Below are 24,163 nucleotides of genomic sequence, written 5' to 3' on the forward strand. Positions count from 1 at the left end.
CCTACCTTAGTCGAATTGCTGTAAGAATAATTTACTTTTACAAAGAAACCAAGAAACAATACACTGAGAACAAGATACTTTCTCTCCATATTTTTTTATATAATTAGTATATTTTTTTCACAAACCATCCACCCACAACAGACACCTTTATTGAGTGATCTTTGCTTTCAATAAATTTAATTTAAGCGGTCTTCTAACTATATTAATATCCTCACAGCGATTCAATATATTATTTTCAATTATTGAACTTTTAATGATTTTCTCTAGGCTCTCTATTATTTTGTAAATAAGACATTCATGACTCGTCAGCATGAGCATATTAGGATCTTTACTTAGAGTATACTTTGAAGCTTGATTTGCTTCATTTAAGTTACTGTGATCTAGCTGCTGAGAGTTATGATGTATTTCTCCAAAGCTTTTAATATCACTTTGAGCTTTTTTTTCTTCTTCGTGTATGTGGTCAGCGATAATTTTGTTTTCTATCTCTTTAATTATTGATGAAACCTCATCCCGCCACTGTTTGCCATATAACTTCTGCAAGATCTTCTGATTTTCCTTGGTAAATAATTGGTTTAGATCAATTTTATAAAAATTTGAAAACAATCTCTTTTCTAAGTCTTCAGTAGCTTTGTTATTCTGGCACGTAAACCATTCATCTTGGGGTATTTCTTTATTTGGAATCGCAATAATCTTTGTTATGCTAGTATAGTAATCTACCAGATTTTTTAACAAATCTTGCTTACTAAATTGTTTAATGATATTTCTGCTTCCAGAGCTACTTAACAGTTCTTCATTTGTAAATGTAGTAGAAATAGCTTCATTAATTTTACTAGATAACTTAATTTTCTCTTTTACTTCTCTTAAGATTGAGCTCCCCTCCAGAATCTTTTTCTGATCAAGTTCATTAATAAAATTCATTACTAACGCTAAGTCATTAATAGCTCCTATTTGCTGAAGTGAAAACTCATTATATCCGCTCTCTTGATAACTTGAAATGCAATTCAGTACGTTTTTTAGTTCTTCTAAAGATGGGCAAAAATTATAATGCCTGGTACAGTGAGTGAAGAGATTTATTAATATAACCGTTGAGATATGGATATTGTCATATCTATACCCGTCTGGATATTTAATAATTTCAGTAGTAATCTTGTGTAAGTTTTCATTAGCAATGCTTTGTACTAAAAAATTTTGCACATTAAGAATTTCTTCAGTAGTGAATGCTTCTTTAGAATTTAATACTTTTTCTAAATCGTGGACCGATTTTAGTTCAAAGAAATTCACAATTTCATCAGTTTCATATGAAACTTTCATCTTAAGAGGTGGATTAGTCGCAGCCATAATATTTTTTTGTCTTTAATTAGTTAAATAAGTTTGATTCATCAGTTTGAACAAAACTAAATCTTTTATACTTTCTAAGTAATAAGGTATATTTGTATTGCTAATATCTTCCTGTAAAAGCATATTAATAACATTTTGAATAATCTGAAATTGCAAATAATTTCTGATATCATTATATTTTTCTAGATAAATCTTATAAGGAATAAAATTTACTATATAAGAAGTTATTATACGCAGTTGACTTGAGTTAATATTTAAAAAGGCAAGTAGATAATCCTCACTTTTTTCGTAAGTATAGCCTTTGCTAGTGATGACTTTATAAGCTATTTCGTTAGTGATCCTTACAATGCTAGATACAAATTTTTCATTTTCATAGTGCATATTTTTCCAGAAATAAGTTTGAAAAGTAAAATAAATTTAATATAAAAGTTCACTATAAAAAAGCACAAATACACCCATAAGTTGTAAAAAATTTATTGACTTAATTAATACATGATAATTTTCTAAGCAATACCCTTCATTACTTGAAAAATATAATAAATATTTAGAAGCGGTTTATTTACTGTGTTCTAAAGTGAAAACTATTAACTTCCTCTTTAGCTCATCAAGCGCATCATCCAATAATTGCACCGATAATTTTTCTTCAGAGATAAAATCAGAGAAAGTTGATTTCGATAAAGGTTTGGTATCTATCTGTAAAATTTGATCCGCTCCAATAATCTTTTTATTCCTTATTATTTCATATTTTAACCTTAAGGAAATTTTATCGCGCATAGATACGCTATCACTCCTTATTGAAATTGCCTCTCTTGAGAAAAGCACACTAACCTCAGCCAAATATTTTTTCTTATGACCATAATTTTCAATAAGAGAATTAATTTTTTCAGCCGCTTCATAAGTTAATATTTGGCTACAGTTTTTACATTCTTTAAATACGACTTCAAAATCATTCAACCTATAGCATGCATTCAATTTCTTACCTTTAGTTGCCTCAAGCGAGGAGCAATTCACTGTAAATAACAGTATTCCTAGGATTATTTGAAATTTCATCATATTTTGTTTATAAAACTTAAGTTGCAATTAAAAAAACCTTATGACAGTATTCAATTATCTAATTTTTTTACCGCTTTACAACATGAAATCTAAAACTGACAATAAATCAAATATGAAAAATACCTCAGGAGAAATATCTGATATTCGCGAAAAAGATGACATTTTTAAGACTGCAGACGAAGGATCTCGTACTATTAGTAAAAAGCCGTTAATGCTTGCGGTATTACTGATATTATCTACTGCTGCAGTTGGTTTTGTATATTATAAGAAGAATAATTCCAATCCCGTGGAAAATAACCAACAAAAAAATAATTCTACCGCATCGCAATCAGGAGTTGACGAAGTAATTTTTCAAGATTTAGATGAAATGGTAGTAAACCTTGACAGCAAAGGTAAAGAAAATAACTTTTTAAAATTAAAAATCACTTTAGAAGTACATGATAAGGAGAGTTTAGAGGTTATAAAAAAAATGATGCCGAAGCTTAATGATGTACTACTAGTGTATTTAAAAACGTTAAAGCCGAGCGACATTAAAGGTTCCATAGGGATTTATCGCTTAAGAGAGGAGCTGATGGTTAGGTTTAACAAAATAATAGCGCCAGCCCAAATTAACGATGTGTTATTTAAAGATTTTATTATGCAATAGGTTCTTAAAATGAAGAAACAACAGGATGATAATTTAAAAGATAATGCTTCTAGGACGGGCGTAAGCTCTCTTGTCGATCAAGGCTCAAGAGCGTTATTTAAATTCCCTATGTTAGATGTGATTTATGATAAATTCATTGAAATCATAGCCTTACCATTTAGAGAAGCATTAAATGCTGAAGTATTGCTTGAAACTGAATTTATCAAATCATTAAAATTCTCTGACTACATCCAAAACGAAAAGAGCGGTTCCGTTTTTTGTATAGGAAAGGCTAATGAACTAAGTGGCCATTTTATGCTCAATTTATCCCCAGACATAGTGTTTCTATTCCTTTCTATACTATTGGGCGGTAACAAAAAGCCGGAAGGCATTATTAAATCTGATATTAGACCATTTACTGCTATTGAGATGGAAATAATAAAATACATGTTAAATATTATTTTTAAGAATTTTAACTATGCATTCTCTACCGTTACCCCTTTTCGCTCTGAAATTGAAAGAATTGAAATCGATAAAAATACGATTAAAATCGCTAAAAATGAGGAAGCAGTAGGACGCATCAGAACTAATCTAAAGATTAACTCAGCCTGGGGTTATTTTGATATCGTTTTCCCTTATAACAGCTTGGAATCAGTAAAAAAGGTATTATCGCAGTCATTTTTAGAAGATAAAATCTCTCAAGACCCTATTTGGTTTGATCATTTCGAAAAAGAGCTAAAAAATACGAAAGTTAAGTTAGAACTGATTTTAGATGGAGCAGCTTCTAAAATATCAGAGTTATTGAATTTAAAAGTCGGTAACACCGTAGTTTTGGATAAACTTGCGGAAGAACCGTTATATGTAAGTATAAACGGAGTAAAGGTAACAATGGGCAAATTGGGTAAAGCTGGAGATAAGGTTGCTGTCCAGCTTTTAGATGATATTAACATTGCGAAATTTAATCATATACTATGAATTACTTATTAGAAATTATTGTAATCCTTTTACTTGGCATGACGGTGATGTTTTGCTGGCGCCTTAACAGCAAAATTACAGAAATAAAAAGTAGTAGAAAGGATATGGCGAGCTTGGTCAAGGTGTTTGACGAAGCTATCATTAACACCAATAACAGCTTAGGGGCACTGAAAGAGGCTTCAGCTAATGCGGCTGTAGATTTAAAAAAATACACGATTAAATCTAATGAATTAATCAGCGAATTAGCCTTTATGAATGATACCGCAGTACGTTTAGCTGACCGGTTAGAGAATGTGTTATTTGAAGCGAAAGATATTGAAACAAGATGCCTCCTATTAATAGAAAAAGCAGCAGCGATTAAAAAACCAGCTAAGAGAAAAGTTCGCAGGAAGGTTACGAAAAATGAAGAAAAAAAAGTAACTCCATTAAAACTAAGGGATAAGAAAGCTAAGGAAAATGTTAGTGAAACTATTTATAGTTCATTAGCGAAGAAAGAAATTGCAAATAGGAAATAAAATTTTATGTTACGTTTTTTGCCATACCTTATTGTCTGTTTATTAATTATATTAGGCAGCAAAATGTTTAATATATTTGACAAAAATGCGATAGATTTAGCATCAAAAGATGATACTGTATTCAACTTTGCGGAACCTAATCTTGCTCAAGCCGCGATAGAAATTGATGACAAGGCGCATGAATATGATAAAAATCAAAACACTGAAGAGCTAAACAAAATAATTCAGTCCATAAAAAATGATTCAGAAAATATTGTGAAGGATGAAAAAATTTATGACAGAAACATAAAAGATTTACCAAATGTTGGGTGTATTTCTTATATTAAAAGAGAGTTCTCCCCTACCGAGGTTGATATTTTAAAGAGCTTAAAACAACGTAGGGAAGAATTGGAAAATAGAGAACAGGAATTGCTTTTTAAGGAAAATACTATTCAATTAACTAAAAACCAAATCATTGAGCGTTTATCTACTTTACAGCTTTTAAAAGATGAGTTACAAGTCATCATAAGACAATATGATACGAAGGAAGGAGAAAAGAATGCAAAGTTGGTCAGAATATATGAAAGTATGAAACCAAAAGAAGCTGCTAGAATATTTGAAGAAATGCAGCTAAATGTATTGTTAGAAGTTGTGGAGAAAATGCGTGAAACAAGGCTTGCACCAATACTTGCTTCTATGGAGCCTTTTAAAGCCAAAGAAATAACGGTAGCACTTGTAAATAGACGTAAATCAATTCATAACTAAACTATAAACAAATTAGTTTTTAATTGATGTTACGTGCTTTATCTATACAAAATTTTATATTGATAAATAATTTATTGATAGAGTTTTATGATGGCTTAACTGCTTTAACTGGCGAAACCGGAGCAGGAAAGTCTATTATATTAGATGCTCTTGGCTTGAGTATAGGCAACAGAGCAAACCTTTCTTTAATTAAAAATAAAGAAAAACCTGCAATAATTTCTGCCGAATTCGACATATCTCTTTTAAATCAAGATATTAAGCAGAACCTAACCGAAAATTATGGGATAGAGGGTACAGATCTTGTTTTAAAGCGAGTGATAAACTTTGATGGAAAAAGCAGAGCTTTTATAAATAATGCGATCAGTAGTGTATCGCAGCTCAAAGCCTTAGCAAATTATCTTATAGAAGTTTGTGGCCAACATGATCAGCGTGGGTTATTTGACGAGAGTGAGCATTTACTAATGCTTGATGAATATTTTAATTTAAAAACTAAAAAGCTTGAGCTAAAGAGACTATTTACTAACTACCAAAACAAAAAATAGCCCTGGTTGACTTGATTGACTTAAAAAACAAGTTACTTAGAAGAAAAATCTTATTTAGAATATGTAATTGCAGAAATTGAAGGCATAGGATATCGACCTGGTGAAGAGGAAGAACTGGAGGTTAAAAAGAAGAAATTGGCTTCCCTGGAAAAGCTCAAAGAACTCTCGAGTTTAATCCAGCTAAAGTTATCTGGCGAGATCAATGGAGTTTTAGTTACTTTATATACTTTACAAAAGGCATTGGTAAAAGTTCCAGAATATTTTGATGGTATTTATCATCAGATCAATGAGGCAGTTATTATCTTAGAAGAAGCAGTAAGACAGAATAGCGACTTAATAAGTGGCGAAGATTACCAAATGACATTAAACGAAATAGAAGATAGACTCTTTAAGATCAAAAATTTAGCTAGGAAATATTCAATCGTTCCAAGTCAAATTCCAGAATTTTTAAGTGCTAAACGAAGCCAGTATCAGCTAATCGAAAATATTGATGATAAAATTATTGACGCAGAGAAACTCTTAACCCAAGTTAAAAAGGAATATTTTGATTATGCATTAATGATCTCTTCTCAAAGAAAAGAAGCAGCAAGAAATTTAAAAGCTAATATTATTTCTCAATTTCAAGATATCAAAATGGATAAGGCTGATTTTTCTACTGAGATCAAAGATAAAGCTGAAGACAGATGGTCAGCAGATGGTATTGATGAGGTGAGGTTCTTGATCAAAACCAACCCTGGTATGCATTTTTGGTGTTATCAATAACATTGCATCAGGAGGAGAGCTCTATCCCGGGTTATGTTAGCTTGTAAAATAGCGTTATACAAAAACAATTTTGTACCAGTAATGATTTCTGATGAAATAGATTCGGGTATCGGTGGCTCCGTTTCAACTAGCGTTGGCAGAAAATTGGCCGAATTATCTAAATTAGGACAGATTTTGATCGTCACCCACCAGCCCCAAGTTGCAGTTTTTGCCAACAGGCATTATTTAGTAACTAAACAAGAGGCGATTGCAGAGCAAGTTGAAGTGAGAGTTAACCTTTTGAATGAACAAGAAAGACTTAAAGAAATAGCTAGAATGCTTTCCGGAGATCACATCACTATAGAAGCAGAAAATGCAGCCAAAAGCTTATTTGAAAAGGTACCTACTCTATATGAACCATTGCAATACAAAACCTCATATAAGCGCAAGGAGCAAAGTATATGAATACTACTCGAGCTACAGAGTTCAGATGGGATCTGGCACTACCTGAGGTTAGGGGAAGGTATAGATATAACGCTAATCTAGGAAAAATGTGCTGGTTTGGCGTCGGAGGAAGTGCAGATGTTTTGTTTATCCCTGCTGATGTAGAAGACCTGCAGGATTTTTTACTAAAAGTAGGCAGCTCTGTTCCGATTACCGTGATAGGCGTAGGGTCAAATTTATTAATTCGTGATAACGGTATTAGAGGAGTGGTAATTAGGTTAGGAGCAGGCTTCAATTATATAAAGCGCAAAGAACACCGAGTCATTGCTGGAGCTGCGGTTTTAGACTTAAACGTCGCGCAGTATTGCTTAGAATATGCAATATCTGGGTTAGAATTTTTAGCCGGGATCCCAGGAACAATTGGAGGTGCCCTTTATATGAATGCAGGTGCTTATCACTCTGATATTTCAAATATTTTAATTGAAGCCAAGGCTATTAATTTACAAGGTAAACTAAAAGTATTTAAGAAGAGCGATCTTGGATATAAATATCGCAGCAATGGTTTGAGCGAGAGCTGGATTTTTATAGAGGGCTCCTTTCAAGGCCAACAAGGTGAATACAACATTATAGATCACAACATAAAAAATATACAGAATAGCAGGCTATCAATACAGCCGATTAAGTCTAAAACGGGAGGTTCAACTTTTAAAAATCCACCAGGCCTTCCCGCCTGGAAGTTAATAGACGAAGCAGGATGTAGAGGTTTACGAATTGGGGGGGCCGAAGTGTCTACTCAACATTGTAATTTCTTTATTAATAGTAACTCAGCCACCGCGAGTGATTTAGAAAAACTCATTAAGGAAGTCAGGAACAGAGTTTTGGAAAAAACTGGAGTTTTATTAGAGCCAGAAGTAAAAATCATTGGGGAAGATGCTTAAGATTATAGGAACAATGAGCGGCACCTCTTGTGATGGCATAGATATTGCTCTGATAGAAACAGATGGCGAGTCGAAGCTAAAACTAAAGGGCGGTATGGTCATACCTTACGAGCCATCATTCTCTACAGTATTAAAAAATATTTATAAAGAAAGTGACTATAAAAAGATTATTAAACTAGAAAAGACATTAACAGAATACCATGCAAATGCCATAAAAAAGTTTTTAAACACTAGTGATATTAATGCTTCTGAAATCGGTTTCATAGGCTTTCATGGCCACACTGTTTTTCATAACCTAGGTGAAGGTCTAACTTGGCAGATAGGCAACGCCAATCTATTGGCAGAATTAACTGGAAGTTCGGTAGTAAGTGATTTCCGAAGAAGAGATATAGCAGCAGGCGGGCAGGGCGCGCCATTAGTTCCGGTTTTTCATCAAGCGCTAGCTAGAAGTTGGGGATTGGATAATACTATTTTTTTGAATATAGGAGGAGTGAGTAATATTACCTATATTGATAAAGAAGAGATAATAGCTTTTGATGCTGGACCTGGAAATGCTTTGATTGATGATTTCTTATATAAAAGAGTAGCTATTTCTTATGATGAAGGCGGTAAGATTGGAGCAAGAGGTAAAGTGGATTTTGAAGTAGTAAGAACATTTCAAAAAGATGTGTTTTATAGTGGCCCCATCCCAAAATCTTTAGACCGTAATCATTTTAATTATATCGATTTAAATTTTGCAAATTTAGAAGACGGGGCCGCAACCCTTACCTATATAACTGCAGATTTCATTAAGAAAAGCCTCAAAACCCTCAATAGAGAGATTAAACAGATCATTGTTTGCGGTGGCGGACGCAAAAATAAGTTCCTAATGGGATTATTGCAGGAAGTAAAACAAATAGATGAATATGGTATAGATGGTGATCTTATTGAAGCGTATGCATTTGGATACTTAGCAGCAAGAACCGTAAAAAAGCTACCAATTTCCTATCCGACTACAACCGGAGTCAAGACTCCAAAGTCCGGTGGAACCTTAGTTCTGTAGAAATTATGCATCAAAAACATTCCAATTTTCCAATAACATACTCAAGAGCATGGGTTTCGGTATTGAAGTAATTTCGTAAAATATCTATTAACAATTTGGTTGAGTCACCGTTAAACCCATAATGTTTAGTTGAAACTAGTATTGCTTCTCCATATTTATCACAACAATCATTAATAAAGTTGGGATCGCGTGCCTACTCCTTACGTCGAACTGAGGTAAATTACTAAATTACAGAACGGCATAGATTTAACCAATAGTAGCCAAATGTGTATAGAAGAAGGAGCGACAGTAAGTCAATATAACAACACTACTCCTAGAATCGGCATAAAAAAAGCAGTCGACAAACCATGGCGGTTTTATTGTCCCGTTTTGTAGTTTTAAAGTAGCTAATATTATCCAGTTCTCCGAGCGAGCCCCTATTTGCACTACCGAAGATTGTATTGAGTCTTTGTCTAATTCCAAGATAATATGTTGTTTTAGATTCTCTACTTAACTTCTTGCGTAGCATTCCCAAAACTTTAGGAGGAGCTGCTATGACTAATTTACTATAAGTCTTTTTCGTGAATAAATCCTCAAGATACTGGATTACTTCTCTAGTAAATTCTTATATTTCCTGAGTTTTAATCATCAGTGTGCGGCTCTATTATAAGCCTCGGCTCCCATGGGCCGTCCGAAAGACCTTCCTAATGACTTCATAGAGCTTTTGGATCAGTCGAACCGGTTTTGCTTTTAATTCGTAATCTAACTTAGTAGTGATTTTCTTATTTAATGCTTGCTTATAGAAAAAGGCACGCTTGCTATCCACTAGCAGGACTAGAGCTTCTTTGTTCACCACCTTAACCTCATTTCAATAAATGACCCACTTATCTAATGTGAAGACATATCGAAATAAAAGTCAATATAAAAAATCAGATTATCTTTTCAGGTTTGTCGAGTGATAATAAAAGATAGGTACCCTTAGCAAAGCATTATTAAGGATTTTGCTTAACTGGACTTAGCATTTGCTCTATATTATTAGCAACTTCATTTACAATATTGATATCTTTTCCTTCAACCATAACTCGCAGCAATCTTTCAGTGCCAGATTTTCTGACAATAATTTGTAGGTCTTTATTATCAGATTGAATTTTTTCTATTGAGGATAAAACTCTTTGATCTTCCAGGGGGCTAGTTCCAGTAAATTTTATATTTTTTGCCACTTGTGGATTAAGCGAAAACATCTTTCCTATGTAACTTGCCTTCTTTTCGGATTGCACAAGCAAAGAAAGAACCTGTAAAGCGGCTATGACGCCATCGCCTGCAGTTGAATAATCACTAATTATGATATGACCCGATTGTTCTCCGCCTAAGTTACACTCTCTTTTTCTCATCTCAGCCGCTACATAGCGATCACCAACTTTAGATCTGTAAACAGCAATCCCGCGTTGAGCTAAAAAATCATCCAGAGCTGTATTGGAAATTTGAGTTACCACGACTCCAGATTTTAAAGAGCCAGCTTGGTGCATGTATAGTGCAATTGCCGCTATTAAGTGATCTCCTGATATCACTTCTCCTTTTTCATCGCATATTACTACTCTATCCGCATCTCCATCCAGGGCAATCCCTATGTCTGCTCTAGTTTCCATCACTTTTTGAGATAAGGTGAGGGGATGGGTTGCCCCACAATTTTCATTAATATTAAAGCCATTAGGTTCACAGCCAATAGAAATGACTTCAGCACCAAGCTCCCATAATATGGTTGGGGCCAATTTATAAGCGCTGCCATTAGCACAATCTATTACTATTCTAAGACCGCTTAAAGTTTTATGCTTTAAGAAAGAATTTTTTACGTACTCTATATACCTACCGAGCGCATCATCTAATCTTGCAGCTCGGCCTAACTTATCAGGTGCAGCTAAATTATTTTTTAATTCGCTACTTAAAATTAAGTTTTGAATCTCTATTTCGCACTTATCACTCAATTTATTACTATTGCTGTCAAATAACTTTAACCCGTTATCATAATAAGGATTATGAGATGCAGAGATCATAATTCCAAAATCAGCGCGCAAGGACTTAATTAACATTGCAAGGGCTGGAGTGGGCATTGGCCCTAACAATATTACATCAACACCCACAGAAACCAAACCAGAAGTTAAAGCAGGTTCAATTAGATAACCGGACAACCGCGTATCCTTCGCTATCAAGACTTTACCTCGTTGGCCAAGCTTAGAAAAATAAACCCCCGCAGCTACACCAAACTTTAGCATCACCTCCGGCGTAATGGGATGCTGATTTACTAGACCTCGTATACCATCCGTCCCAAAAAGATTTAAAGACATAAAGATTTTTCTTTAAGATATAACAGTTAATCAGCAGATTTTCAAGCTTAATAACTCTTCTATTACTATGTATAAATGGTATTACTGCTCCGCTATCATTTCATTTCTGTACTCAAATACTTTAAGCATGACGAAACCTCGCTTATTATCTGCAAAGGTCAGCTACTATAGGATTTCCACTGTAAAATATGTAACAAGTAAGCAAAAGCTTTACGCCCTTGCGTGCATTTTGAATTACTTGCTATTCTTTTTTTATCAGTATATGCTAAAACCTTAGCGTTATTGATACCATTTTTAGCTGTGTCTTCGTGTTTTTGTGCAGCGTTTTTGCTGAATTGTTTTTTACAAACTGCAGTACATTACCAGTACTCCAAGGACCATCCTTATCTACACGTACTATAAATTCATATTTAACATTTGGGTCTGGAGAAGGAATAGGCTGAAGCTCAAATTTCGGTTCGGGGTTATTAGGATCAACTCTCAATTTAAGATTAATACGACATTACTTTCTGGATCAATTTGCGGATCAAAGTTTTAAACCAGAACTACTTGTACTCCATCTCTATATTGATTGATAACGGGTTTGGTTATTAGAATCAGTCATTGTGTTCAAATGAAAGTTAAATAATAGCGCTACCATATATCACAAAGAAACAATTCTAAAAACAAATAATTATTAAAATATGTATTAAAATGGGTGCATATTTAAAACCAAAATTTAGCAGACTTCCTTAATCAAGCAGATTATCTTCTACCGGGCCACTAAAAAGTATTTTATATGTTTTTGAATTTTGTCTTTAATGTTATAACAGCGTTGAGGAATTAATAATTTATTAAATATGTATAAGAAAATCAGGAAAGCAGTATTCCCAGTTGGTGGCCTCGGTACTCGGTTTTTACCTGCAACCAAGTCGATGCCCAAAGAAATGCTTCCTGTGCTAAACAAGCCTTTAATACATCACGCTTTTGAAGAGGCTAGAAATGCTGGTATTGAGCAATTTATTTTTATTACAGGGAGAAATAAGAATTCTATCAATGATCATTTTGACCATGCTATTGAATTAGAGAATTTCCTAGAATTTAAGAATAACAAAGATATGTTATTTCTATCTAAAGATTGTTTGATTGAACCTGGTAATATAGTCTTCTTGAGACAACAGCAGCCCTTAGGGCTTGGCCATGCCGTTTGGTGCGCAAGAAATATTATAGGTGACGAACCTTTTGCGGTAATATTAGCAGATGATATGTTCATAGAAGATCGAAAATGCGGCATCTTAACAGAGATGATTCAATATTTTCAATCTGATACCACTGCTAATATTATTGGTATTTCTAAAATTAATATAAGCGAAAGTAAAAAATATGGGATAGTTAAAATTGGGGATGGAGATATTGTTGAAGATATGATAGAAAAGCCAGAAGTAAGTGACGCTCCTTCTGGTTTAGCTATAGTCGGAAGGTACATATTACAACCAGATATTTTTTATTATCTGAAAGGTACTGAAGCGGATAAAGGTGGGGAAATACAGTTAACTAATGCAATGAAAAAAATGTTGGCTAATAGCAAGTTTAGAGCGTATAGAACCAATGCTTATAGACTAGACTGCGGAAATTATTTGGGATATTTAGAAGCCAATGTAAGATTTTCTCTGCAAAATAGCGAATTTTCTGAGCCCATAAAAGAAATGTTAAAAAATATATTAGGGTAATCTGATGGATCAAACTGCTCATTATATTGAAAATTTAAATAAAGAGCAAAAAGAGGCGGTAGAAAATTTAGATGGCCCATTGTTAGTTCTTGCTGGTGCTGGAACCGGTAAAACTAGGGTTTTAACTACAAGAGTTGCGCATATATTAAAACAGGGGAAAGCTTTGCCTGGACAAATACTGGCTGTGACTTTTACTAATAAAGCGGCTAAAGAGATGACTAATAGAATTGAAGCTTTGGCCGGCAGCTCTATACATTGGTGTGGAACTTTTCACTCACTCTCCGCAAAGATTCTAAGACAAAACGCTACTAGAATTGGTTTTTCCTCAAGTTTTACTATTATTGATATCGACGATCAAACCAGACTTATCAAGCAAATTTTAAATGATTATAATATAGATGAAAAAAGTAATCCCGCTAAACTATTAGCTCACATAATAGGAAGATACAAAGATAAAGGTTGGTTACCAAACCGCGTTCCTGTTTCAGAAGAATGCCAGTTTGCAAGTGGTATGGGTATCACTTTATATTCAGAATACCAAAGAAGGTTGCAACTTTTGCAGGCTATGGACTTTGGTGATTTGATATTATGGACGATAGAACTATTTAATAACAACCTAGATGTACTGGAGCATTATCAAAGGAAGTTTAAATATGTTTTAGTTGATGAATACCAGGATACCAATGTGTCTCAGTATCTATGGTTGAGGTTATTGGCTCAGGGTAACAACAATATATGTTGCGTCGGAGATGATGATCAATCTATATATGGGTGGCGTGGAGCTGAAGTTAAGAATATTTTACGTTTTGATAAAGATTTTTCGGAAGCTAAAGTTATAAGGCTGGAACGTAACTATAGATCAACTCCTTCTATACTGAATGCTGCCAGTGAATTAATTTCAAATAATAGAAATCGTCATGGTAAGAAGCTTTGGACAGAGGGCATAGGTGGCGACCCTGTTAAGCTTAGTATTTTTTATGATGATAAACGGGAAGCAAGAGAAATAGCAGATGAAATAGATGCCAAAAATAGGCTTCATAATGTTCCTTTTTGCAATATGGCAATTTTAGTTAGAGCCGGTTATCAAACTCGAAGTTTTGAAGAAAGTCTTAATTACATGAAAATTCCTTATAGGATACTAGGCGGAGCAAAGTTTTACGATAGAGCTGAAATAAAAGATATGCTTGCTTATATGCGTCTTTTGCAAAATAACGACGATAGTCTTGCTTTTGAAAGAATTATTAACACCCCAAGAAGAGGCATCGGAGATGCTACGGTCTCTGAAATCAGGCAATATGCTAAAGAACAAGAAGTCTCAATGTTTGCAGCTGCGAATCATTTAATCGAAAACTCCTTAATTAAAGGAAGGGTTGCTTCCGCTATTGCAGAGTTCATAGGTAGGTTATCTACGTGGACTGATCACCTCAGTACTTTAAATCATATTGAAGTTGTTGAAAGAGTCTTGGAAGAGAGCGGCTATAAAGAAATGTTAAAGGCTCAGGAGCGTGAGGAGGCTAAAGATCGACTTGATAATATAAAAGAGCTAATTAGAGGAATGGGCGAATTTTCTTCCTTAGCTGATTATTTAGAGCATGTCAGTTTAGTCACTGATAATGATTCGATAGCTGATGAAAATAAAGTGAATATACTAACCATGCATGCGGCTAAAGGCCTGGAGTTTGATTTAGTATTTTTACCAGGCTGGGAGGAAGGTATATTTCCAAGTTCTAGGGCTGCTTCGGAAAATAATGGCAGTGCGTTAGAAGAAGAAAGGAGGCTTGCTTATGTCGCAATAACCCGGGCTAAAAAGCATTTGCATATATCATATGCATGCAATAGAAGATTGTTTGGTACTTATCAATCAAGTGAGAGTTCTAGATTTATAGATGAGTTACCTCAGGATAGCTATGAAATTATTAACAATTTCAGTAATCAGAATCGCTTTGACTGTAATAACTTCGATTATAATAGCAAGTTTAACAAACCATTTATTAATAGAAAGTATGGAAAAAGCGCCTTGTATAGGCCAGAGCAAACAGAAGAAGACAGTGGCTCATTAAAATATGGTCAAATTGTAGTGCATAAAAAAATTTGGAAAAGGCAGGGTTTTAGCAATTTTGGAAGGCAATATAGCGCAAGTAATGTTTGACGCGTGTGGTTTTAAAAAAATATCTATGGAATTCCTTGAGATGCTGTAATGCGTAACAAGTTAATTATTCCGAACCATATGGCAATTATTATGGATGGCAATGGTAGGTGGGCTAAACAGAGGATGATTCCTAAGAGATTAGGACATAGACAAGGTATGGTTACTGCTGAAAAGATTGTTGAAGAATGTAAAAAAATTGGAGTAAATTATCTTACTTTGTACGCATTTTCCCTTGAAAATTGGTTAAGAAAAGATGAAGAAGTTAATGATTTAATGCATCTTTTGCGAGATTATTTGAACAATCGCATCGGAGAATTAGTCGATAGTGGTATCAGATTGATTTTCATAGGAAATAGAAAGTTGTTGCCTACTGATATACAGCAAAAGATGGTAGAAGTTGAGAATATATCGAAGCAAAATGCCTTTACTCTCATTATGGCAATCAGCTATGGAGCACGGGACGAGATTCAAAGGGCTGCTTATAATATGGCTGATTATATTGTGCATAACAAAATCAATGAAGTGCCTAACGATATGTTTGAACGTTTTATTAATCCTTTTAATATACCAGACCCTGATCTTTTAATTCGAACTAGCGGAGAGCAGCGCTTAAGTAATTTTTTATTATGGCAACTTGCCTATAGTGAGTTATACTTTATTGAAAAATTTTGGCCGGATTTTGATAAAAATGATTTGTTAAAGGCTATAGAGGATTTTACCTTGAGAGAAAGAAGATATGGCAAGTAGTACGAGAATATCCACAATAATAAAAAAATTTTTAAAAGCTGACATTTTAAAGAGATCTTTATCAGCACTGATACTTCTGCCGCTCTTTTTGTTTGCACTGTATGAAGGCAGCTTACTTTATAGTATTTTAATTATAGGGCTAGGATCTATTGTAATCTATGAGTGGTTTTCTATAGTCTACAAAGCCAATATTATTAAGCCAAGACAAAAATATAAATGGTACGTTTTGGGCATCATATGTGCTCTCCTTGCGATCATATCTATGCTATTTTTGAGGAACCAGCCCAGCATCGAACTTGCTTTTGATTATAAATTGCTACTCTGGATATGTATTATAGTTTGGACTACTGATATTGCCGCTTATTTTGTCGGTATAACAGTAGGTGGACCTAAAATATTGCCAAAAGTTAGTCCCTCAAAAACTTGGTCAGGTTTTTGTGGGGCCTTGGTATTTTCAGTTTTAAGTCATGAAGTTGCGATCAGGACCTTAGTAAATGAGCTCTTTAATCCTAAAAATCAACATTCTTGTCGCATGGAGCGTGGTTATTTTAACGTCGCTCATCGCGCAAGTAGGAGACTTTGCCGAATCGGCATTTAAGAGACATTTTCAAGTCAAGGATAGCAGTCACATCATACCAGGCCATGGCGGAGTAATGGATAGAATGGATGGCTTGATAATGGTTTGTATAATATGGTTTATTGTATTTATTTTATCTATAATTTTTAATTTTTGATGCAAAAAGAAGTTCTAATACTTGGCTCAACTGGATCCATAGGAGAAAGCACGTTACGCGTTATAGATCAACACTCTGATAAATTTAAAGTTAAAACTCTAATTGCTAAATCTAGTATAGATAAATTAGTAAAGCAAGCTAGGCATTACTTGCCGCAAAATGTAGCGATCAGCGATAAAACTGGTTACAAATCTTTGAAAAAAATGTTATCTAACCTTCCAAGAATCAATGTTATAAGCGGAGAAGAAGCTATTAATGATCTTCTAAAAGAGCAATATGACGTTACTATAGCTGCAATTGTTGGTATGGAATGCCTTCAGCCAATAATAAAAGTTATACCGAACACTAAAATACTTGGCCTTGCCAATAAAGAAAGTATCGTGTGTGCAGGCAGCCTTTTAATGGATTTTGCTAGAAAGCACAATACTAAGATTATACCAGTAGATTCTGAACATAATGCAATATTTCAAGTTTTTGAAAAAAAAAATGCCATAAAAATTAATAGAGTTATATTAACTGCTTCTGGTGGGCCATTTTTAAATAGATCGATTGAAGAAATGAGAACAGCTAAACCGAGTGATGCGGTCGCTCACCCGGTCTGGAGCATGGGAGCCAAAATTTCTGTTGATTCTGCAACTCTTATGAACAAGGGATTGGAATTAATTGAAGCCCGTTACCTTTTTGATATTGAACCCAGCAGATTAGAGGCAGTAATTCACCCTCAGGGCTTAGTACACGGCTTAATTGAATACGCAGATGGTTCGATGTTGGCTCAAATGTCGTTGCCGGATATGTGTACTCCTATTTCTTCAGCTTTAAATTATCCAGAAAGGCTTGATATTAAGCACCGAAAAATAACTTGGGAAAAGTTATCATCAGTACAATTTTTTACTCCAGATGAAACAAAATTCAAGTGTTTAAAACTAGCTAAGGACACACTAAAAAGCGGGCAGGGCAGGTGTATTCAATTGAATATGGCGAATGAAATTGCTGTTAACGCTTTTTTAAACAGCGGCTTACCATTTCTAAAAATTCCAGAAATAATAGAAGAAGTCTTAAATAGCATCTCTAATCTCTCAATAAAAACTATTGAAGACGTTTTTGCCGCAGCGCAAGGGGCGGGCGCTAAAGCTGCTGAGGTTTTGCTAACAAAATTATAGTGGTCATTAAGCAGTAGATTAATATTGTTTTTTGGAGGTTAATGCGAAAATATTACAGATAACTATTGACGTAATTTAGCAAGGATTATAGTACACTTTAGTGTTATGCAATAACTTAATTAGAAAATAACATAAAAGATTATTCGAGGTAAAATGTTTTCACTGCGGTAAATTATAATGTAGCTTCTGGCCCCATGGAATAAGCAGTTAGTGATTTCAATAAGGATGGTGAAATTGATATAGCAAGTGGTAACGCCCAGTCAGAAAACATTTCAATACTGTTAGGGAATAGAAATGGAACTTTTAATCCTGAAAACGTATTATAGCGGAGAAAGTAGTACCTATGAAGTAGCCATAGTTTAGTTAGCAGTTGTAAATTCTTCAGGTAGAATCGCAGTACTGATTGGAAAAGGTGATGGCACATTTTATAGTGTAGTAAACTATAGTGTGGCTACGGCTCCTTTTGGAGTGGCTATTGGAGATTTCAATGGAGATGGAAAATAGACAATTTCTGTATTAGGCAACGGAGATGGAACTTTCCGAGCAGCAAAGGACTATAATGCTAATAGCGGTCCTGTACAAGCTGTTGTATATGATCTAAACAGCGATAATAAATTAGACATAGTGGTCACACACTATAGGCTACCATTTCTGTGTTATTGGGTTAACGGGTACAGTACCTTTTAGATGCCTATAGCTTATGGCAGTGTGGGCAATGAACCACATGGAATATCTATTAGTAGACACATCCACCAATGGGGATGGCAAGGTAGACATAGTTAACGCTAATTCACGTTCAAGCAATATCTCGTTATTAATTAGGAAATGGAGATGGAACCTTCCAACTAGCGGTATCATATGGGATTGGTTGGGGCACGAGGATTAGTGATTGCAGATTTTAATGGCGATGGCAGACCTGATATAGCTACTGCTAACCATGAATCAAACACTATATCCATACTACTGAATATTGCAACGTGGCCTAACTACAGCTAGCACTCTCACCACCGCAACTACAGAGCTGGCTTCTACTTTTTTAACAACTCCAACTTCAAGCCCTCATACACACCCACAGAGGACCAGCAACTGCTTCATCTTTATGCACCCCCCCCTTTATCAAGAGTGAAATCCTCATGTATTTTGTACATTAACCCTTTGTTGGTACTGTAAAGACTATTATTTATGGTAAATATAGCCTAGAATACGAAGAAGGAATTTTAACCCAAGCTGTTGTAGGTGAACCAATCAGCAACATTCCTTTAGTTTTATGTGGGTTCTGGAAAAATTGGTTGTGATGATCAGGAAAATTGTGCTATACCAACTCTTACTACTCCAGATTTTGGGTTTTGCATCTACGGTGATCTTAGCATTATAGAAAACGTTAGAAACTCGGGGGACCGTTCAAGCTGTTGAGTAGAACCGCTTATAAATCCTAGAGCAATACCTAAAGAATTTTACTTTAATAAAGGTGACCATGCGGGGTCGGACGCATCGGTTTCAACAGAAATTAAACGCTCATTGTAGCCTGTTACGTCAATAGAATAAATATTGCTAGTTCCATCTGGCTTCTGCCTAGTAAACATTATAACTCTGCCATTTGGCGACCAAGTGGGGCCTTCATCAAGCCAGCTTGTAGTTAAGAGCCTCTCTCCACTGCCATCAGGCCTCATTACCCCTATATAAAATGTCCCACCTTCAATTTTGGTAAAGGCTATGAAATCTCCTCTTGGAGACCAAACCGGAGTTGCATAGGTACCGCTTCCGGAGCTTATTTTTGTTATATCGGAGCCATTTCTATTCATAATATAAATTTGTCCTCGGCCTGCACGGTCAGAATTGAAGACTATTTTACTACCGTCTGGCGAATAAGAAGGGGAAGTATTAATTGCTCCTATATCACGGGTTAGCTTAGTTGTTTTTCCATCTTCTAAGTTAATTTCAAAAATATTGGTAGAGCCATAATTAGCAACTGACATGATTGCGTAGTTGCCGTCGGGAGAAAAGCGCGGTGAAAAGGAAATACCTTTAAAATGACCAACCAACCTTTGCCACCCTCTCTCTATATCTAATATATAGACATGCGGTACCTTATGCTCATATGACATATAAATTGCTCTTTGGTTTTTAGGATCAAACCTAGGAGTCAAAACTAGGTGCTTACCATCTGTTAACAATTTAAAATTTGCTCCATCTTGGTCCATAATGGCTAAGCGCTTTTTTGTATTCTTGCCTCTACCTAGATGAGACACAAACAGGATCCTAGTATCAAAATAGCCGCTTTCTCCGGTCATTTTTTGGTAAATTCTATCTGCTATTTTATGTGCTAACCTTCTCCAAGATTTCTTTTGCACCTGATAGGACATTCCTTCAATCACGGCTTCTTTATACGGGTCCCATATTTTAAATTGCACAGAAACCTGATTTTGATCACCAAATTGGACAGCTCCTCCAATAACTGCAACAGCGTTAATTTTACGCCAGTTATGATAGCCAAGAGGCTTATCCATTGAAACTTCTTCTAAAAAAGAAACTCTATCTATAGCCCTGAATAAGCCTGAATTTTCTAGATCGTTTAAGACTACGTCTACTATATCCCTTCCTACTTGCTTTTCATCCCAGCTATCTGCGGCAAACCCTGCAACAGCTATAGGCATAGGCTCAAGAGTTCCTTGATTTATATCAATTTTCAATACCGCATAAGAAAGTTTGAACCAAAAAATGCTGCAAAGAAGCACTGTAGATATTATTTTCCCCATATTGAAAGACACCTTATACAAGTGGTTTACATATACTATAAGATATAAAAATACGCAATTTCAATAGATTTTCTTTCAGCCTAGGTTCTTAGGCTAGGATATAGTATAGGGGCCATGATGCTTTATTTCATATTACATATGATATATAATGATTTCGAGGTTTATATATGATAAAAATACTTCTGAATTGACTTTTTTCAATGAAGTGTAATGCCAGATTTAAATAGAATTATTGTTTCATGTGAGAGTTGTGGTGCAAAATTTTATGTCAGTAGTTCAGAAATACATAGCACTGGAAGATTTGTAAGGTGTACAATTTGTGAGCATGAGTGGCTGGTCAAACCAAGTGAAAACGTGCCTATTGCATATAATATAGAGAATAAGACTGAACAAAACATAGTTCTATTGAAGAAAAACAAAAAGTATTTATACAGTGTTATACTTCTTTCATGTTCATTTTTTATTATTAGGTTTCCTTTATTATTTCGAGAAATTCCAGCTACCTAATGATATAATCAATATTCAAAAAAGCTGGGCTAAAGAACTAGCAATACAGGGTGTATCATATAAATTTGTTGATTCTTATGAAGCGAATGACTCACTCGATAGATATAAAAGGTTTCTTTTAGTAACTATTTCCGTTGAAAATTTTGCGGATGTAACCAAACTTCTAGAGACTGTACAAGTAGTAGCTATGGATAAGCATAAGCAACAACTAATGCAAGTTACTGTATCTCCTCATGAATCTATACTTCCATTTCGTACCTTTGATATTACTATTAAGCTACCTTTTTATAGAATTATTCCAAGATTTGTTAACGTTATTGTTAATAAACAAAAGACAAAAGGAAGGGACTTATTCAACCAATTAGAGAGACTGATAAAAATTAACACATCCAGTAATTGAAAACTAAATTTATAATTTAGGTGACTATAAAATTAGGGTGATAATTGACATATTTTTCTATAGGATTGTTTTTATAAGTATATTAAAAAACAGAGGAAATATATGTCGAAAAGTGGCGACATGTACGATGCTTTGAGCGATATCAAAAACTTAATGCAACAAAATAGCGCTTTAACAAGTATGAAGAACGATATATTAGAGTTAACTAATCTAGTTGAGGAAGGTACTGACCAAAAGGACACGCCTAATAAAAAAGTTAAGGGAGCATTGGACAAATTTCAGGTGACGGAGGGTCAGTTAACCTCTACTCTTCAGGAAATATTAAAACCTTATTTAAAGACTTGGCTTGATGATAATCTACCCAGTATAGTCAAAGAAGTCGTTGAACGCCAGATCAAAATGATTATGGATGAGTCCAATAAGAAATAAGGGGGTGAAAAATGCCTTTCAAGATAGCGTTATCACTATTATACAAGGAGTCTATGACACTGCTTTGCTGTATCCTTTTTATAGCAAATATAGCTTATTGTATTGATTTTTCATCCGATTTCAATATTGATCAAAATTTCTTAAACGAGATGAAGAAAAATTTTGGAGAAGAAAGTGAACCGATAAAGCAAGATCTGATAAAACCACCCATTAACTACCCTGAAAAAATTACCAATACTGCTCCAACTAGTAATAATAACCCAATTAAAAAAGTTGATAAAGCAAGCAAGGAAGCAAATACTGAAGAACAATCTGGAATTCAAGAAATCCAAAATCTACAAGTTCTTCCCTCAAATTCAAGTAGTATATTAGCTTCCCCGGAATTACCTGCTGAAGCTCCTGCTGAGCAAAATAACTTTAATAACACTAAGGCTCTTATCAACCAGTTAAAAAGCCCGCAAAATGATAATATGACTCAAATTGCGGTTCCGCAGGCAGGAAACATAGGTTCCCCAGTAACTCCTAGGTCAGCCCCCGAAACTTCTCAAGCTCTTGATCAAAAGCCAGATAATAGCTTAATAGAGATGCCCAACTTAACAGCACCAAAAATACCTGAACCAAAACAGGTGACAGCTCCTAAACTGTCACCTCCAGAACCTGTTCTGCCTACTTTAGACCCTGCTCAAACTAAGGCTTTGCCTCTCAACGATAGTAGCTCTTCAATACAAAAACCAAATGTAGTACCCCATATAAATACAGAATCAACTTTAACTGTACCTTTAGCTCCTGTTACCTCAGGCTCACCAGCAAATACCTCTTCTCAAGCTAATCTCTTACAAGCTACTACACCGTCAAAGATTAGCTCTCTTCCTCAAACGGGTGCAGCGCCAAAAACACCAGAGGAAGTAAAAACTCCTATGCCTCCAACAGCTGCCCCTAAACCACAAAAGGTCTTTACACCGCAGACTCTTTCTCCCGCCAAGCCTGCTCCATCACAAAAACTTTCTGCATTAAAGGCCTCTTCTAAGCCAGAAATCAAAAAGCCTGCTCCAAAAAAAGATGACAGTACCCAAAGGATAGAGGCTTCTAAATTATCTAATAAGGGAAGGGCGCAAACTAAAAGTACCAAAAAAGCTACCAAGGGAAATTCTAAGCAACAGCTAAAATGTATACCAAGACCAAAAGCTCCTACAAAGAAAGTTAATGGGAAAAAAGATAGCTTAAAAAATACTGCCTCTAAAATAGAGCTACCCCCTCTTATGTCCTTTGAAGAAGCAGACAATCTTGGCTTAAGTCCTAGATCAGTATATGACTATAGAGATCAATATCTGCCTCCCAATATTAATAAAACCGAGTATTCTGAAAATAATAAACACTTACCAAAAGCATTTTTTCACTCTGAATATTCTCGATTGTTATTTGCTGCAGTAAACAAAGATGATATAGGAGCTATAAGGGCATTATTAAAAAAGGGGGCGGATATTAATACAGTCTCTTCAAATTATGGATATACTCCTCTAATGCAGGCAGTGCTCAAGAAAAAAATAGATGTGGCACGCTATTTAATAACCAGAGGAGCCAATTTTAATCAGCAAGCAAATGATGGCAAGACCGCCTTACACTTAGCTGCTATTATTAACGATGCAGAAATGTTTAAAATGCTTATTGCAGCTGGAACAAATACTTATATTACAGATATAGCAGATAAAAGAGCATTCCAATATGTAACCAGCGCAAAAATGGCCTCGCAGCTTGCTCTCTATTATGATAATATGAACGAAGCCCTACTATCCTGTGCAGAATTAGGCATATTAGGGTGCGTTAAGTTTGCTATTGAACGAGGAGCGGACGTTAATACTTCAGATAAAAATCGCAATACGGCTCTAATTTTAGCAGCCCAAAATGGTGATGAGGCAATTATCAATTGGCTTTTATATAAAGGCGCTAGGCCGGGTAAGATAAATATTAAGGGAAATACAGCAGCCTTATTAGCAAGGCGCCATGGCTACACAGATATTGCTGATTCTTTAGAAACAGCAGAGATACAAGAAGAAATAGCTGGCTATAAACCAGAAGATATTATAATGGCAAAATCTGGATTTACTTCAATGCCAGAAGAAACAACACCGCGAATGAAGCCAATAATTAGAGAGCCTAAGAAAAATATTAGTCCGCACAAACCTAAGAAATTGACTATACGAAGATATTGTGATTAGCATAAAAGCAAATAATATCTTGGGTTATTTCAAAGGTCTGATACAATGACGGTGAAAGAATATATTCCAATAAAAGGA

27 protein-coding genes and 2 pseudogenes are annotated in these 24,163 nt (G+C 34.9%); 23 read left to right on the forward strand and 6 right to left on the reverse strand.

Annotated elements, in window-relative coordinates:
- Window positions 1-147 precede the first annotated feature (147 nt).
- The 3 genes from MIDI_RS03660 to MIDI_RS03670 form a co-directional block, all read right to left on the reverse strand.
- Entirely contained in the window at window positions 148-1,338 is a 1,191-nt protein-coding gene (locus MIDI_RS03660; RefSeq protein ID WP_013951232.1) for a hypothetical protein, read from the reverse strand.
- A 15-nt stretch (window positions 1,339-1,353) separates the two neighbouring features.
- Entirely contained in the window at window positions 1,354-1,719 is a 366-nt protein-coding gene (locus MIDI_RS03665; protein ID WP_013951233.1) for a hypothetical protein, read from the reverse strand.
- A gap of 174 nt (window positions 1,720-1,893) precedes the next feature.
- Window positions 1,894-2,418, reverse strand: coding sequence for a hypothetical protein (locus MIDI_RS03670; protein ID WP_148234136.1), 525 nt, complete (start codon window positions 2,416-2,418; stop codon window positions 1,894-1,896).
- Between the two features lie 13 nt (window positions 2,419-2,431).
- On the opposite strand from MIDI_RS03670, the gene MIDI_RS06320 reads away from it, so the two are divergent.
- The 10 genes from MIDI_RS06320 (at window position 2,432) to MIDI_RS10245 (ending at window position 9,332) form a co-directional block, all read left to right on the forward strand.
- The gene (locus MIDI_RS06320) at window positions 2,432-3,037 is read left to right on the forward strand and encodes a flagellar basal body-associated FliL family protein (protein WP_083809625.1); all 606 of its coding nucleotides are present in this window, start codon (window positions 2,432-2,434) and stop codon (window positions 3,035-3,037) included.
- A gap of 9 nt (window positions 3,038-3,046) precedes the next feature.
- On the forward strand, window positions 3,047-3,991 hold the full coding sequence (locus tag MIDI_RS03680) for a flagellar motor switch protein FliM (RefSeq protein WP_013951236.1): 945 nt from the start codon (window positions 3,047-3,049) through the stop codon (window positions 3,989-3,991).
- A gap of 47 nt (window positions 3,992-4,038) precedes the next feature.
- A complete protein-coding gene (locus MIDI_RS03685; RefSeq protein WP_272940995.1) occupies window positions 4,039-4,506 on the forward strand; it encodes a DUF6468 domain-containing protein in 468 nt (155 codons plus the stop codon).
- 18 nt (window positions 4,507-4,524) lie between these two features.
- Window positions 4,525-5,250 carry a MotE family protein gene (locus tag MIDI_RS06325; protein ID WP_237697331.1) on the forward strand — a complete coding sequence of 242 codons (726 nt, stop codon included), beginning with the start codon at window positions 4,525-4,527 and terminating at the stop codon, window positions 5,248-5,250.
- A gap of 26 nt (window positions 5,251-5,276) precedes the next feature.
- Window positions 5,277-5,792, forward strand: coding sequence for an AAA family ATPase (locus MIDI_RS03695; protein WP_041185451.1), 516 nt, complete (start codon window positions 5,277-5,279; stop codon window positions 5,790-5,792).
- A gap of 135 nt (window positions 5,793-5,927) precedes the next feature.
- Window positions 5,928-6,554: a DNA repair protein RecN gene (locus tag MIDI_RS03700; protein WP_041185452.1), complete on the forward strand. Its 627-nt coding sequence runs from the start codon at window positions 5,928-5,930 to the stop codon at window positions 6,552-6,554.
- A gap of 33 nt (window positions 6,555-6,587) precedes the next feature.
- Entirely contained in the window at window positions 6,588-6,998 is a 411-nt protein-coding gene (locus MIDI_RS03705; protein ID WP_041185453.1) for a hypothetical protein, read from the forward strand.
- The gene (gene murB, locus MIDI_RS03710; RefSeq protein WP_052567695.1) at window positions 6,995-7,915 is read left to right on the forward strand and encodes a UDP-N-acetylmuramate dehydrogenase; all 921 of its coding nucleotides are present in this window, start codon (window positions 6,995-6,997) and stop codon (window positions 7,913-7,915) included. The genes MIDI_RS03705 and murB overlap by 4 nt, the downstream gene beginning before the upstream one ends.
- Entirely contained in the window at window positions 7,908-8,957 is a 1,050-nt protein-coding gene (locus MIDI_RS03715; RefSeq protein WP_013951240.1) for an anhydro-N-acetylmuramic acid kinase, read from the forward strand. The genes murB and MIDI_RS03715 overlap by 8 nt, the downstream gene beginning before the upstream one ends.
- Window positions 8,958-9,176: 219 nt before the next feature.
- On the forward strand, window positions 9,177-9,332 hold the full coding sequence (locus MIDI_RS10245; protein WP_410517917.1) for a DNA-3-methyladenine glycosylase: 156 nt from the start codon (window positions 9,177-9,179) through the stop codon (window positions 9,330-9,332).
- Here the strand turns inward: MIDI_RS10245 and MIDI_RS10250 are convergent.
- Window positions 9,271-9,546 (reverse strand): annotated as a pseudogene (locus MIDI_RS10250) (host attachment protein); the annotation flags it as partial. The gene MIDI_RS10245 and the pseudogene MIDI_RS10250 overlap by 62 nt on opposite strands.
- Window positions 9,547-9,928: 382 nt before the next feature.
- A complete protein-coding gene (gene glmM, locus MIDI_RS03725) occupies window positions 9,929-11,278 on the reverse strand; it encodes a phosphoglucosamine mutase (RefSeq protein WP_013951241.1) in 1,350 nt (449 codons plus the stop codon).
- A gap of 839 nt (window positions 11,279-12,117) precedes the next feature.
- Between glmM and MIDI_RS03735 the strand changes: the two genes are divergently transcribed.
- The 9 genes and pseudogenes from MIDI_RS03735 (at window position 12,118) to MIDI_RS07145 (ending at window position 18,773) form a co-directional block, all read left to right on the forward strand.
- Window positions 12,118-12,987: a UTP--glucose-1-phosphate uridylyltransferase gene (locus MIDI_RS03735; protein WP_013951242.1), complete on the forward strand. Its 870-nt coding sequence runs from the start codon at window positions 12,118-12,120 to the stop codon at window positions 12,985-12,987.
- Window positions 12,988-12,991: 4 nt separating this feature from the next.
- On the forward strand, window positions 12,992-15,136 hold the full coding sequence (locus MIDI_RS03740; protein WP_013951243.1) for an ATP-dependent helicase: 2,145 nt from the start codon (window positions 12,992-12,994) through the stop codon (window positions 15,134-15,136).
- A gap of 48 nt (window positions 15,137-15,184) precedes the next feature.
- Complete coding sequence (gene uppS, locus MIDI_RS03745; protein WP_041185456.1) at window positions 15,185-15,883, forward strand: polyprenyl diphosphate synthase; 699 nt, start codon at window positions 15,185-15,187, stop codon at window positions 15,881-15,883.
- Window positions 15,873-16,481, forward strand: coding sequence for a phosphatidate cytidylyltransferase (locus MIDI_RS10255; protein WP_013951245.1), 609 nt, complete (start codon window positions 15,873-15,875; stop codon window positions 16,479-16,481). Before uppS ends, MIDI_RS10255 begins: the two co-directional genes overlap by 11 nt.
- Window positions 16,378-16,617 carry a phosphatidate cytidylyltransferase gene (locus MIDI_RS09790; protein ID WP_083809628.1) on the forward strand — a complete coding sequence of 80 codons (240 nt, stop codon included), beginning with the start codon at window positions 16,378-16,380 and terminating at the stop codon, window positions 16,615-16,617. Before MIDI_RS10255 ends, MIDI_RS09790 begins: the two co-directional genes overlap by 104 nt.
- Entirely contained in the window at window positions 16,617-17,777 is a 1,161-nt protein-coding gene (dxr, locus tag MIDI_RS03755) for a 1-deoxy-D-xylulose-5-phosphate reductoisomerase (RefSeq protein WP_013951246.1), read from the forward strand. The genes MIDI_RS09790 and dxr overlap by 1 nt, the downstream gene beginning before the upstream one ends.
- A gap of 378 nt (window positions 17,778-18,155) precedes the next feature.
- Window positions 18,156-18,281: pseudogene (locus MIDI_RS10260) on the forward strand (FG-GAP repeat domain-containing protein); the annotation flags it as partial.
- A 3-nt stretch (window positions 18,282-18,284) separates the two neighbouring features.
- A complete protein-coding gene (locus tag MIDI_RS10265) occupies window positions 18,285-18,464 on the forward strand; it encodes an FG-GAP repeat domain-containing protein (protein WP_410517918.1) in 180 nt (59 codons plus the stop codon).
- A 177-nt stretch (window positions 18,465-18,641) separates the two neighbouring features.
- Window positions 18,642-18,773 carry an FG-GAP repeat protein gene (locus MIDI_RS07145; protein WP_160162255.1) on the forward strand — a complete coding sequence of 44 codons (132 nt, stop codon included), beginning with the start codon at window positions 18,642-18,644 and terminating at the stop codon, window positions 18,771-18,773.
- A 458-nt stretch (window positions 18,774-19,231) separates the two neighbouring features.
- Here MIDI_RS07145 and tolB read toward each other — a convergent pair whose 3' ends face one another.
- On the reverse strand, window positions 19,232-20,533 hold the full coding sequence (gene tolB / locus MIDI_RS03760; protein WP_013951248.1) for a Tol-Pal system beta propeller repeat protein TolB: 1,302 nt from the start codon (window positions 20,531-20,533) through the stop codon (window positions 19,232-19,234).
- A 210-nt stretch (window positions 20,534-20,743) separates the two neighbouring features.
- Here tolB and MIDI_RS10270 point away from each other — a divergent pair, with 210 nt between their 5' ends.
- The 4 genes from MIDI_RS10270 to MIDI_RS03775 all read left to right on the forward strand — a co-directional run bounded on the left by MIDI_RS10270 (window position 20,744) and on the right by MIDI_RS03775 (window position 24,085).
- On the forward strand, window positions 20,744-21,040 hold the full coding sequence (locus MIDI_RS10270) for an MJ0042-type zinc finger domain-containing protein (protein ID WP_083809629.1): 297 nt from the start codon (window positions 20,744-20,746) through the stop codon (window positions 21,038-21,040).
- Window positions 20,967-21,440 (forward strand): calponin homology domain-containing protein, encoded by a 474-nt coding sequence (locus tag MIDI_RS03765; RefSeq protein WP_041185457.1) that lies wholly within the window; start codon window positions 20,967-20,969, stop codon window positions 21,438-21,440. Before MIDI_RS10270 ends, MIDI_RS03765 begins: the two co-directional genes overlap by 74 nt.
- Window positions 21,441-21,542: 102 nt before the next feature.
- Window positions 21,543-21,869: a DUF2497 domain-containing protein gene (locus MIDI_RS03770; protein ID WP_041185458.1), complete on the forward strand. Its 327-nt coding sequence runs from the start codon at window positions 21,543-21,545 to the stop codon at window positions 21,867-21,869.
- Window positions 21,870-21,880: 11 nt separating this feature from the next.
- Window positions 21,881-24,085: an ankyrin repeat domain-containing protein gene (locus MIDI_RS03775; protein ID WP_083809630.1), complete on the forward strand. Its 2,205-nt coding sequence runs from the start codon at window positions 21,881-21,883 to the stop codon at window positions 24,083-24,085.
- The last annotated feature ends 78 nt before the right edge of the window (window positions 24,086-24,163 follow it).

Origin of the sequence: Candidatus Midichloria mitochondrii IricVA, assembly GCF_000219355.1 — a bacterium.
GTDB classification, from domain to species: Bacteria; Pseudomonadota; Alphaproteobacteria; order Rickettsiales; family Midichloriaceae; genus Midichloria; species Midichloria mitochondrii.